The organism is Phytopseudomonas argentinensis (assembly GCF_900113905.1).
Taxonomy (GTDB): Bacteria; Pseudomonadota; Gammaproteobacteria; order Pseudomonadales; family Pseudomonadaceae; genus Aquipseudomonas; species Aquipseudomonas argentinensis.
Genome location: NZ_FORC01000001.1, coordinates 1,436,610 through 1,449,463, shown reverse-complemented (window position 1 = coordinate 1,449,463; position 12,854 = coordinate 1,436,610). Strand labels below are relative to the sequence as shown.

The window sequence follows — 12,854 nt, the reverse complement described above, 5'->3', positions numbered from 1 at the left end:
GCTATCTCATGATCAAACCAATTCCGCATCTGGTAGCGGGCCTCCTGGCCGCTACCCTGGCCCTCGGCACCGCGACCACGGTGCAGGCCAAGACGCCTGCCGACCAGCTCATCGTCGGCATGAGCATGATCAACCTGTTGTCCCTTGATCCGGCCGCCGCGACTGGCCTGGACGTCTCCGAGGTCAACGCCAACCTGTACGACATGTTGCTGGTGCAGGACGCCGCCGCGCCGGACAACCTGGTACCGGCCCTGGCCGAGCGCTGGGAAATCAGCGATGACCACAAGACCCTGACCTTTCACCTGCGCAGCGGCGTCAAGTTCCACTCCGGCAACGAGCTGACCGCCGAGGACGTGATCTGGTCGTTGCAACGCGTGCTCAAGCTCAACCTGGCGCTGGCCTCGACCTGGAAGGCCTACGGCTTCACCGCCGATAACGTCGAGCAACAGATCCGCGCCACCGACGACCATACCGTGGTGATCGAGCTGGCGCGCCCGACCGACCCGATGCTGGTACTCAACACCCTGGCCACCTCGCCCAGTGCTTTCATTCTCGACAAGAAAGAAGTGCTCAAGCACGCCAAGAACGGCGACATGGGTGGTGCCTGGCTGACCACCAACGCGGCGGGCAGTGGGCCCTTCGTGCTCAACGCCTGGCGCGCCAACGACGTGATTCTGATGACCCGCTTCGAGGACTACTGGGGCGGCCCGGCCAAGCTCAAGCGTGTGGTGATGCGCAACATGACCGAGTCGCAGTCACTGCGCCTGATGGTCGAGCGTGGTGACCTGGACATCGCCCGCGGCATGTCCGCACCGGACATCACCGCCCTGAGCAGCTCGGACAAGGTCAAGACCCAGACCGTGCAGCGTGGCACCCTTTATTACGTGGCGCTGAGCACCAAGCAGCCGATGTTCGCCGACGCCCGCGTGCGCAAGGCGGTTCGTTCACTGATCGACTACCAGGGCATCAACGATGTGGTGATGCCGCATTACGGCACCCTCAACCAGCGTCCGATGCCCCTCGGTTTGCCAGCGCGCCTGGATGACCCGGGCTATCGCCTGAACGTCGAGGAGGCCAAGAAGCTGCTGGCCGAAGCCGGTTACCCGGACGGTTTCCAGACCACCATCCGCGTGCTCGCCGAGCCGCCGTTCATCAATATCGCCTCCAGTCTGCAGTCGACCCTGGCCCAGGCCGGTATCAAGGCGCGCATCGTCACCGGAACCGGCACCCAGGTGTACGGCTCCATGCGCGAGCGCACTTTCGACATCATCGTTGGCCGCGGTGGCGGCGGCGCCGAGCGTCACCCCCATTCCAGCCTGCGCACCCTGGTCTACAACCCGGACAACCGTGACGAAGCCAAGCTGAGCAACTTCCAGGGCTGGCGCACCTCGTTCTACAGCCCCGAGCTGAACGCGCTGATCGAAAAAGCCGAGGTCGAGCCGGACAAGCAGGCGCAGATGGATCTGTACCACCAGTTCCAGAACCTCTACGACGAGCAGGTCGGCGCCATCATGCCGATCTCGCAGATGACCGACACCGTGGTGATCTACCACGACGTGGTCGGCTACGTAGGCCACAGCGCGGCGACCACGCGCTACAAGGATGTGCACAAGGATCGTTGAGCGGCGGGCGGCCCCGGCCGCCTTTGCTGAGACGAACGAGCTGCGATCAATCGGGAGCCTGTTATGTTTGCTTCGACTGCGTCTTTCTTCGGCACGCGGATGGGCGGCACCTCACGCCGTTTCGGTGCGGTGCTGATGACTCTGCTGGGCCTCTTGGCCATGACCTTCTTCATCGGCCGGGTGATGCCTCTGGACCCGGTGCTGGCGGTGGTCGGCCCGGATGCCGACAGTTCCACCTATGACCAGGTCTACCAGGCCATGGGCCTCGACCGACCACTGCTGGTGCAGTTCGGCTACTACCTGCGCGACCTGGCCCAGGGTGATTTCGGCAATGCGCTGCTCACCGGCCATCCGGTGATCGAGGACATCGCCCGGGTGTTTCCGGCGACCATCGAACTGGCCACCCTGGCGATCATCTTCGGTGTGGTGCTCGGTCTTCCACTGGGCGTGTTCGCCGCCGCCAACCAGGGCCGTATGGGCGATCACCTGGCTCGCGTGGTCACCCTGTTCGGCTACTCCACGCCGATCTTCTGGCTGGGCATGATGGGCCTTCTGGTGTTCTATGCCTGGCTCGGCTGGGCCGGCGGGGCAGGGCGCATCGACCTGGCGTACGACGGCATGGTGCCCTCGGTGACCGGCATGCTGCTGATCGACAGCGCCATTGCCGCCGACTGGGAGGCCTTTTCCAGCGCACTCAAGCACATCCTCCTGCCGGCACTGATCCTGGGCCTCAACTCGGTGGCCTACATCAGCCGCATGACCCGCAGTTTCATGCTCGAGCAGCTTTCCCAGGAATACATCCTCACCGCCCGGGTCAAGGGCCTGTCGCGGCGCAAGGTGATCTGGGGCCATGCGTTTCGCAACATCCTCGTGCAACTGCTAACCGTGGTGGCGCTGGCCTACGGCTCGCTGCTCGAAGGCGCGGTGCTGATCGAGACGGTATTCGCCTGGCCCGGTTTCGGCCAGTACCTGACCAGCAGCCTGCTGCTTGGTGACATGAACGCGGTGATGGGCTGCGTGCTGGTAATCGGCTTCATCTTCGTCGGCCTCAATCTGCTCAGCGATGCGCTGTACAAGGTGTTCGACCCACGCACCCGCTGACCTGACTCCTACCCAATCGATTGCAGCCCTTCAATAATTACAAAATAGGGATATCCGCATGAAATCGTTTTGCTCCACCGTGCTGAGCGCGGTACTCGGTGCACTGCTGTGCACCGCGCCACTGCTGACTGCCCAGGCCAAGACGCCGAGCGACCAGTTGATCGTCGGCATGAGCATGGCCAACCTGTTTTCCATCGACCCGGCGAATGCGCCGGGGCTCGATGCCTCGGGCATCAACGCCAACCTCTACGACACCCTGGTGCTGCGCAAGGACGGCAGCCCGGACGAGCACGTGCCGCAACTGGCCGAGCGCTGGGAGGTCAGTGAGGATGGCCGGCGGCTGACCTTTCACCTGCGCGGCGATGCGCGCTTTCACTCCGGCAATCCGGTGACCGCCGAAGACGTGGCCTGGTCGCTGTACCGCGTGCTCAAGCTCAACTATGGCCTGGCCACCACCTGGAAAGCCTACGGCTATACCCTGGACAACATTGGGCAACTGATCCGCGCCGAAAACGATTCGACGCTGATCATCGACCTGCCACAGCCGACCGACCCGCTGCTGATGATCGACACCCTGGCCACCTCGCCTAGCGCCGTGGTGCTGGACCGCAAGACCGTGCTCGAGCACGACAAGAGCGGTGACTTCGGCGCCGCCTGGCTGGTGACCAACGAAGCCGGCAGCGGCCCGTTCACCCTCAGCTCCTGGCGCGCCAACGACACCCTGGTGATGACCGCATTCGCCGACTACTGGGCCGGCCCGAGCAAGCTCAAGCGCGTGCTGATCCGCCATATCACCGAGTCGCAGTCGCTGCGCCTGATGCTCGAACGTGGCGATCTGGACATGGGCTACGGCATGGCCGCCTCTGACGTGCAAGCGCTGGCCGCCAAGGGCGAGATGCACATCCAGACCCTGCCGCGCGGCACCATGTACTACGTGGCGCTGAGCATGAAGTCGGCACCGTTCGACGACATCCGCGTGCGCAAGGCCGTGCGCTCGCTGATCGACTATCAGGGCCTGGACAAGGTGGTAATGCCGTATTACGGCAAGCTCAACCAGCAGCCGATGCAGCTGGGCCTGGAGGCGCGTCTGCCGGACCCCGGCTACGCACTGGACGTAGAGGGTGCAAAAAAACTGCTCGCCGAGGCCGGTCACCCGCAGGGCTTCAAGACCACCATCCGCACCCTGGCCGAGCCACCGTTCGTGAATATCGCCTCGAGTCTGCAGTCGACCCTTGCCCAGGCCGGCATCCAGGCGAGCATCATTACCGGCACCGGCAACCAGGTGTACGGCGCCATGCGCGCGCGCAACTTCGAGATCATCGTCGCCCGCGGTGCCGAGCGCTACCCGCATCCGTATTTCAGCCTGCGCACCTTCGTCTACAACCCGGACAACCGCGATGACGCCGGTATCGCCAATTTCCAGGGCTGGCGCGCGGCCTTCCAGGACGACGAGCTCAACAGTCTGGTCGACAAGCTCGGCGTGGAGCGCGACGAAGCCGCCAAGCTGAGCATGTACCACCGCGTGCAGCAACGTTACGACCAACTGGTCGGTCCGATCATGATGATTTCGCAGATGACCGATCCAGTGGTCAGCGCGGCCGACGTCAAGGGATTCCAGGGTGCCGACGCCGAGGCGACGCGTTACCTGGGTGTGTACAAGCAGCGTTGAGTGAGCGGGCGCGGTAGCGCGCCCGGCTCCCACCGAATCGAGTAACGGAGGCATACGATGATTGCCAACATCTCTTCATCTTCATCCATCAAGCGGGCGAACGTGCAGGCGCCGGTCTCCGCGTTCCAGGCGTTCTGCCTGAGCAGTGTTCGCGTGATGCAGCATCTGCTGCGCAACCCGATGACGCTGATGGGCTCCAGCGTGGTCCTACTGCTGCTCCTGGTGGCGGCGTTCGCACCCTGGATCGCCACCCACGACCCCATCGTGCAGAACCTCGGCAATGCGCTGCAGGCGCCGAGCGCGGTGCACTGGTTCGGCACCGACGAGTATGGCCGCGACGTGTTCAGCCGACTGGTCTACGGCTCGCGCATCACCCTGTACATCATCGCTCTGGTGACCGTCATCGTTGGGCCGATCGGCTTGCTGGTGGGCACCATCTCCGGTTACTTCGGTGGCTTCGTCGACGCGCTGTTCATGCGCATCACCGACATCTTCATCTCGTTCCCCAGCCTGGTCCTGGCGCTGGCCTTCATCGCCGCTCTCGGCCCTGGCCTGGAGCACGCGGTGATCGCCATCGCATTGACTTCCTGGCCGCCCATCGCGCGCCTGGCGCGGGCGGAAACCCTGTCGCTGCGCAACGCCGATTTCGTGGTCGCGGTGCAGCTGCAAGGCGCCTCGTCGTCGCGCATCATCCTGCGCCACATCATGCCCATGTGCCTGTCGTCGGTGATCATCCGCCTGACCATGAACATGGCCAGCATCATCCTCACCGCCGCTGCCCTGGGCTTTCTCGGTCTCGGCGCGCAGGCGCCGCTGCCGGAGTGGGGCGCGATGATCTCCACCGGGCGTCGCTACATGCTCGAGTGCTGGTGGCTGGTGGCGGTACCGGGGGCGACCATCATGCTGGTCAGCCTGGCGTTCAACCTGTTGGGTGACGGTCTGCGCGACGTCCTCGATCCGCGCAGCGAATAAGGAGGCCCCATGTCCGCCATCAAACTGGAAGTAGACGATCTCTGCGTACGCTTCACCAGCGGCCGCAAGGAGGTCGATGCGGTACGCAACGTGTCCTTCTGCCTGGGCCGCGAAAAGCTGGCCATCGTCGGCGAATCCGGCTCTGGCAAGTCGACGGTGGGGCGCAGCCTGCTGCGCTTGCACCCGACCAGCGCGCGGATCACCGCGAACACCATGCGCCTGGGCGATATCGACCTGCTCACCGCCAGCGAAAAGCAGGTGCAGGCCATTCGCGGCAAGCGCATCTCGATGATCATGCAGGACCCCAAGTACTCGCTGAACCCGGTGGTGCGGGTGGGCGAGCAGATCGCCGAGGCCTACCTGGCGCACCACCGCGCCAGCAATGCCGACGCTCGCGAGCGGGTGCTGGACATGCTCGACAAGGTGCACATCCGCGACCCCAAAAGGGTCTACGGGCTGTACCCCCACGAGGTCTCGGGCGGTATGGCGCAGCGCATCATGATCGCCATGATGGTGATCACCGACCCCGACATCATCGTCGCCGACGAGCCGACCTCGGCGCTGGACGTCTCGGTCCGCCGCCAGGTGCTCAACGTACTCGACGAGCTGGTCAGCCAGCGCGACCTGGGCCTGATCCTGATCAGCCACGACCTCAACATGGTGCGCAGCTTCTGCGACCGCGTGCTGGTGATGTATGCCGGCCGGGTGGTCGAGGCGCTGGATGCCGCCGACCTGGACAACGCCAGGCATCCCTATACCCAGGGCCTGCTGGCGGCATTGCCGAACATCGACAGACCCCGTCCGCGCCTGCCCAACCTGCAGCGCGATCCCCTCTGGCTGACCCATTGAGTACGCACCCATGGCCATGATCGAAGTGGATTCACTCAATCTCAGTTTCGGCGTCAGTGCGGCGCGCAACCAGGTGCTCTACGACGTCGCGTTGCGCGTCGAAGAGGGCGAGTCGTTCGGCCTGGTCGGCGAGTCCGGCTCCGGCAAGACCACGGTACTGCGCTGCCTGGCCGGGCAGTACCGGCACTGGGAAGGGCAGTTGAGCATCGCCGGGCGCGGTCTGCGCCACAAGCTGGACATGGCGCATTTCCGCCAGGTGCAGATGGTCTTCCAGGATCCCTACGGCTCGCTGCACCCGCGGCACACCATCGACTCGGCCCTGAGCGAACCGCTCGCCGTGCACGGCATCGGTGACCGCGGTGATCGGGTCACCGCGATCCTCAACAAGGTCGGCCTCAACGACAGCTTTCGCTATCGCTACCCCCACCAGCTGTCCGGTGGCCAGCGCCAGCGTGTGGCCATCGCCCGGGCGCTGATCCTCGAGCCGCGTGTGCTGCTGCTCGACGAGCCGACCTCGGCGCTGGATGTGTCGGTGCAGGCGGAGATCCTCAACCTGCTGTCCGACCTGCGCGAACAGGAAGGCCTGACCTACCTGCTGGTCACCCACGACCTGGGCGTGGTCGCTCACCTCTGCGACCGCGTGGCGGTGATGCAGCACGGGCGCATCGTCGAAACCCTCGACACCGCGCTGCTGGCGCAGAACCGTGCCGAGCATGCGTACACCCAATTGCTGGTCGATGCCAGCCGCGATATCGGTGCCGTCGCACCGCCCTGATGGGGCAATACCCGAGCGCTCAGGTGAACGCCTGACGCGCCCCACCGCGACGTAGCGCGCCTTCTGCAAGACCTCTGAAACGGGCCCTCGGGCTCGCGGCACGGGCTCGCCTGCGCGGTGGCTTTACCTGGAATCCGAACATGCGGGCACGGCGCTGCAGGGCGGCGCTTTGCCCAAAAACCGGGCAACACAAACTCAACCCATAGAAAACAATAAGAAGGTCACGATGAACAAGAAAACTCTCACGCTGCGCCTGCTCGCCTGCCTGCTGTCCACTGCCGCCGCGGGCAGCGCATGGGCCGACAGCGCCTCGATCAACTACCGCCACCAGTACCTGGACGACGACCGCATGCATGCCGACCGGGTCAAGCTGTCATACCGCATGGACAATGGCTGGGGCTTCGAGGGTGAGCTGAAATACCGCACCGCGGGTGATCGCAAGGACGTCGCCTTCGACAACACGGTGTCCAACGGCCACGAGTTGACCACCAGTTATCAGTACAAGCCCAATGCGGTATCGACCTGGCAACCGGCCATCCAGCTGGACAGCAACGAGAACGGCACCACCTACAAGTTCGGCGTGCGCTACACCCACAAGCTGAGTGACCAGTTCTACGTCGCCGCCCGCTACCGTTTCGACGCCCTGAAGCTGAACCGTGACCGCATCGACGAGGAGGTGCCGGATCGCGGCTCCGACAACCGCAACACCCAGCGTTACGAGGGGTGGGTGGGCTACACCCCGGCCGGCAAACTGTCTTATGAGTATCAGTACATCCACTTCGAGACAGACTACATCCGCTACGACAACAAGAAGAGCGACTACGAGCAGAACCTGATCGTGAAGTACAAGTGGGACAAGGCCTGGGCACCGTTCTTCGAGATCGGCGATATCAAGGTCAGTGCCACCGAGGATGATCGTCAGCTGCGCTGGCGTATCGGGGTGCAGTACAACTTCATGTAAGCACCCCGCCAGCGACGGGCGCCCGCGGGCCCGGCATCGATGGATGCGGGGCCTGCAGGCGCCTTTTTTGCATTGTGGGACAGGCATCGAGGGCTGCGTCGAACGAGCAGCCGGGTCAGGCGCGGCGCTGGGCCTTGAGCAGGCGTTCGCGACTATTGATCAGGTGCAGCTGCATCGCCGCCCGGGCGCAGTCGACGTCGCCACGGGCAATCGATTCGTAGATCATCTCGTGCTCGAGGCTGAGGTTTTCCTTGTAGGCCTCACCATCCTCGTGGGCCTTGTAGGCCGAGTTGAACTTGTTGCGCGGGATCTGCTTGGCGCCCAAGTGCTTCATGATGTCGAGCAGGTGCGGGTTGTCCGCCGCCTTGGCGATCTTGATATGGAATTGGAAGTCCGCACTGATCGGCAGGCCAGCCGGCAGCTGCACGGCGCCCTGCTGGATGGCATCCAGTGCCACGCGAATCTCCTGCAGCGTTTCCGGCGTGCGCCGCTGCGCTGCCAGGCCGACCGCCGCCACCTCCAGGCTCATGCGCAGCTCGAGCAACTCCAGCACGTCCTCGGCGGTACTGATGGTCGCCGGCCCAAGCTGCAGTTCAGGCGCTGCCGGCATGTCGCACACGAAGGTGCCGACGCCACGCCGCGTTTCCACCAGGCCCGCCACCTGCAGGCGCGACAACGCATCGCGCACCACGGTACGGCTGACCCCTTCGGCACGCATGATATCCAGCTCGGCCGGCAGCTTCTCGCCACGCTTGAGGGTACCGTCACGCATGTGCTGGGAAATCTTCGCCACCAGGTCTTCGGCCAGGCGGCTGCGTTGCTTACGTGGGGGAAGCGACCAAATCGGGTTGTCCTGCATCATCGATCCGTTGTTGTTTCGTTATCGGCATACGACCGCAATGCTGGCGATTTGGTCGCATCGAATGACAGGGGGGTGATAGTAGCAGTCCCTTTGTTTGAGTGCTTGATGGGCAGCGGGCAATGAACGCTACCCGATGCCATGACTCCATCCACCGCTTGCGGAGGCGAGGTCCTCTCACTGAAGTTGTTCGATCCGTCGCCAACTTTGACGGCCGACGCTGGACGGATCCGGATAGATGGTCACGCATTCCTGGCCCGTGCAGTACTGGTAGCCACCGTCGGGATTCTGCGACAGGCTTCCTCCGCCCTCACCACCCTGGCTTACCCCGGAAATGACGGCGGTGCCGACATTGCTGCTGGGTGAATAATCAAAAGCACGCTGATTGGTGCGCCCCCCGGTAGAGGGATTGATTGCATAGCTCCAGTTGCTGGCACCATCTCCGCAGGGATCACTGTTAGGGACCAGGGACTGGAAGGTCAGCGTACGGCCGAGCTGCGACATGCTCTCCACAACCATCTCGCCATCACTCTGCACCAGGTTGAGATACCAGCCATTTTGCGCAGGGAGGTTATTGGTCGCTTGCCAGCGAATACTGTTGTTACTGATCACCCGGGCTTGCCTTGTCGAGCCATCAGTGGCGGTGCCGACCAGGGTATTGGTGATGCTCTGCTGTTGCAGGGAACTGCGATTAATACTGGGGTTATTGGCGACCTCTCCAAGGGTCTGCTTGTCCCAGATGCCATAGACGGACTGCGGCATGCTCTTGTCGCCGTCCTTGTCGTCCGCATCGAAGAACCGGCCGGTTCCGAATATCACCAGATAGCCTGTTCCAGTCGGGTGAGCGACCAGGCTGGGCGCCGATGTAATGGCTTGGCGCTGGGTACCGGCATTGTCGGCTGTTGCCTTGAACAGTGGGTTTCCGCCAAAACCGACTTTGAACTCGCTGACTGCAGTGTCGCTGTCGTCGGTCGTGGTGAACGGAGTGGTACTGTTACGACCACTGCGCAGTAGGTCGAAGCGCCACATATTGCCTTGCAGATCGCCTGCATAGGCATAATCGGCCACGCCGTCAGCGTTGTAATCGGCCAGCTTGGGTGTCGACAGCCCATTGGCAAGGCCAACTGTCCCTTGTACCTCAAGGCTCCTGAGCAGTGTCCCCTGCATAGCATCGAGGATAAAAAGGGCTGCCTTGCCGTTGGTGTTTCCCGCGCTTTCATAACCATTGCCGAATACCACCCCCCACTTGCCATTATGCAAACGGGCGATGGTGGGCTGCGAATAGCTGTATCCCATCTTCACGGCGTTGGTCGCAGCGATGCTGTTCTCATCGAATTGCCACAACAGCCTTTCGCTGCCAGGTGTGGTGACATCGATAGCAAATATGGACTTGCCACCTGCTTTGAGAGTGCCGACCAAAATGGTTCGCCATTGTCGGGTAGCACTGTCATAGACATCGCCAACCACAGGCGAACCGTCGACATAGAACTCGTGTGAATAGTTGGAGCCTGTCAGCTTGTGCAGTTTGGAAAAGACCGCTGATGGAACGAAGGCAAACTCTTCGACTCCCGTAAGTGCATTGAAGCCATGCAGCATGCCGGCATTGCCACCGACATAGATGCGCGGAGTGCGATTGGCGATGGCAGCTTTGAAGGTGGTGTAGGCCGTATTGCCCTCCAGGCGGTTGGAGAACTGTTCGAGATAGCGAGCCCCTGCTACAACGGCCGGGCTCGATGAGTAGAAGTCACCCAACAACCCGCTGCGACGACGGAACGTGGTGCCTTCACCCGCCCGATTGCCACGCAGATAATCCACACGAGAGGCGGCCAAGTTATCAACGAGGCCGGTTTCCGGATTTCTCGCCAGATAGGCGAGCAGCGTAGTGCCAGCGTATTGGCTTAGTGACGCATTGGCGGAGGTGAGGTCCTGAAGCCCGTTATTACTGGCAGTGACCGGGGCTGCGATCTTTATTCGCCGTTGCGCCCAGGCTGGGACCTTGGTCTTAGCGCTCCAAACCTCCACGGTATCGATGGCATTGGTTTGAGGGTTCCAGCGCTTTTCAAAGCGTTTTACGTCTCCAGACCAATTGTCGTCACTGGCGTAGGAGGTTTGGTAGGAGACTGTTTGAGTCGTACTCTGGTCAGGGTTTATCTGCCCAGAGTTGATCGCCGGGCGGGCGGCACTGGATTTGCGGTCGGCGATGCGGGACAGGATATCCGCGAAGGCTTGCACCATGGCCTCAGGGCTGTCGACGCTGAAAAACTCACCACGGGAGTTGATTGCCGCATGCCAGAGGTCGTAGACATTGGCGTCAGTGGCATTGGCTGCTGCCGCAGGCCATGCTGCGCCGGCTTCAAGCGCCGAGTAACCAATTCCGGCAAAGGTGCTGCCGCCCCACGGAATATTGCTCTGGGTAAGGGACTGTGTCAGCCCGAGCCCCATAGTGAAATTGGTCATATGTTGCCAGGTCGCCGGATCGTTGCGCGGATTCCAGTAGTCGGCTGTCGTATCGCCACTTTTGAATGGCAGGTAGGCGGGCAGGTTGTTGCTGAGACTGGGGTTCAGATCAGTGGCCCAGTAGTGCATGGCGAGATCCGCTAGCGTATTGGGCGTACTGTCGTAATAAGGAGCGCGTTGCGTGAAAGCTCTGCCATCCGGGAGCGTGAAGGATGCCGCATCATGCCGGAAATTGCTTGGCGCGCTTGCGGCTTCGTTCCACTGCCCGTCGGTCATCATGATGTGGTAACTGGCGCGGCAGGCGTAGGTATTTTGAGTCGTGTTGGTTCCGGTCGAGTTGGGGAATGCCTGCCAAGGAACCGTCGTTCTGTAAAACTCTCCAGCACGCTTCATTGCTGCCGGCAAGTAGGTGCTTTGGTCAAAGGCGATACTCTGCAGCCAGACATAGAGCTGACCTTTGTGAGTGGGTGTATAGGCTTTGAATGCATTGTTGCGGCAATAGGTGGTGTCGCTGCCATCGAAGGTAGTGCAGCGTCCCAATCCTTGCCAACTCAACCTAACGGACGGCGACAGATTGTAGAAAGCCAGAGCTGCAGCAGAGATGGTCGACAGCGCGCGGTTGCGATAGAAGGAGTACCAATTTGCGAAGTTAGCTTGTTCGTTGCTACCAACGAAGCGCAAGGCATAGCAATTGTCGTTGCTCGTAGTGCAACTGCTGGCTCTGCTTGAATCATAGATGTAGTAGTAGGCCGGAACCGGACGCCTGACCAGGGTGGCAGTGTAGCCAAGGGCCGTTCTGCTGCAATCGGCAGTCAGGCCCGAAAAAATGCCCGGGTAGCTGGCGGTGGCCGTGCAGCCGAGCACGCCTATCAAGACCGGCGTAATGGTGAATTGGATGCCGCCAGGCGACGTCACCTGCGTCTGGAAGAGCGTGCCAAGGCCGACCGTCGCGGAGAAGTCGGCGCTCGGGTTTTCAGCCAGTCTGGAGACGGTGCCTGTCGGCTGAGCGTAGTTGCTGACGTCCCCGTAGTTGTAGCTGGTACTTCCTGGCGCCGTGGTTATGGGAACGTCCCAGGCGGCTCGATAGCCAGCGCCGCTCAGATTGGTCGAGCCCACTGTCGTCCTGAACCCGTTATGCCAGGCTTGGGTGAAGGTTGTCGCCAGTTGCTGTTCGTTGCCCGATGCATCAAAAACTACCGGAGCAGCGTAGGTGGCGTTAGGGTTGTAATAGATCGGGTTGTAGGCGCTGGACTTGGCCCGGCGAGTAGCGGACTCGGTGCTCAAACCATCTGGCGCGAATCCCCAGCGCATGCTTCCCGAATCATCGAGCGTTAGCAGCATATTGGGTGGCACGCCCACTGTTAGGCTTAGCGGGCTCTGCGAAACGGCTGCAAGGCTGCTCGTGGCGCCCGACAGCGCAACGCTCAACATGGCGTAGCGCAGCGTTTTAACATAGCGGGTGACTGTGAGTCGCTTCATCTAGCCGGCTCTCCCTTGCTCATGCTCCTCATGTATAGGGTCGTACCTACCGCGGATAGTTCTGCCCGATTCAGCTACCTCTCGTCGTTCAAATAGCCGATAGGCATCAC

Annotated in this window: 9 protein-coding genes; 7 read left to right on the top strand and 2 right to left on the bottom strand. The window is 62.2% G+C overall.

The annotated features are described in order from the left end of the window. Positions 1–8 precede the first annotated feature (8 nt). From BM154_RS06565 to BM154_RS06535, 7 genes are all read left to right on the top strand, one after another. Positions 9–1,622 carry an ABC transporter substrate-binding protein gene (locus BM154_RS06565; protein WP_074881537.1) on the top strand — a complete coding sequence of 538 codons (1,614 nt, stop codon included), beginning with the start codon at positions 9–11 and terminating at the stop codon, positions 1,620–1,622. A gap of 63 nt (positions 1,623–1,685) precedes the next feature. Next, positions 1,686–2,723, top strand: a complete 1,038-nt coding sequence (locus BM154_RS06560; RefSeq protein WP_074881536.1) for an ABC transporter permease — start codon at positions 1,686–1,688, stop codon at positions 2,721–2,723. A gap of 58 nt (positions 2,724–2,781) precedes the next feature. Continuing rightward, positions 2,782–4,392 carry an ABC transporter substrate-binding protein gene (locus BM154_RS06555; protein WP_074881535.1) on the top strand — a complete coding sequence of 537 codons (1,611 nt, stop codon included), beginning with the start codon at positions 2,782–2,784 and terminating at the stop codon, positions 4,390–4,392. A 57-nt stretch (positions 4,393–4,449) separates the two neighbouring features. Next, positions 4,450–5,364, top strand: coding sequence for an ABC transporter permease (locus BM154_RS06550; protein WP_074881534.1), 915 nt, complete (start codon positions 4,450–4,452; stop codon positions 5,362–5,364). Positions 5,365–5,373: 9 nt separating this feature from the next. Further along, entirely contained in the window at positions 5,374–6,213 is an 840-nt protein-coding gene (locus BM154_RS06545) for an ABC transporter ATP-binding protein (RefSeq protein WP_074881533.1), read from the top strand. A gap of 10 nt (positions 6,214–6,223) precedes the next feature. Beyond that, a complete protein-coding gene (locus BM154_RS06540; RefSeq protein WP_074881532.1) occupies positions 6,224–6,988 on the top strand; it encodes an ABC transporter ATP-binding protein in 765 nt (254 codons plus the stop codon). A gap of 226 nt (positions 6,989–7,214) precedes the next feature. Continuing rightward, the gene (locus BM154_RS06535) at positions 7,215–7,949 is read left to right on the top strand and encodes an oligogalacturonate-specific porin KdgM family protein (protein WP_074881531.1); all 735 of its coding nucleotides are present in this window, start codon (positions 7,215–7,217) and stop codon (positions 7,947–7,949) included. Between the two features lie 115 nt (positions 7,950–8,064). Here BM154_RS06535 and BM154_RS06530 read toward each other — a convergent pair whose 3' ends face one another. Both BM154_RS06530 and BM154_RS06525 read right to left on the bottom strand, forming a co-directional pair. Then, a complete protein-coding gene (locus tag BM154_RS06530; protein WP_074882419.1) occupies positions 8,065–8,808 on the bottom strand; it encodes a FadR/GntR family transcriptional regulator in 744 nt (247 codons plus the stop codon). A 177-nt stretch (positions 8,809–8,985) separates the two neighbouring features. Continuing rightward, the gene (locus BM154_RS06525; RefSeq protein WP_074881530.1) at positions 8,986–12,744 is read right to left on the bottom strand and encodes a pilus assembly protein; all 3,759 of its coding nucleotides are present in this window, start codon (positions 12,742–12,744) and stop codon (positions 8,986–8,988) included. Positions 12,745–12,854 lie beyond the last annotated feature (110 nt).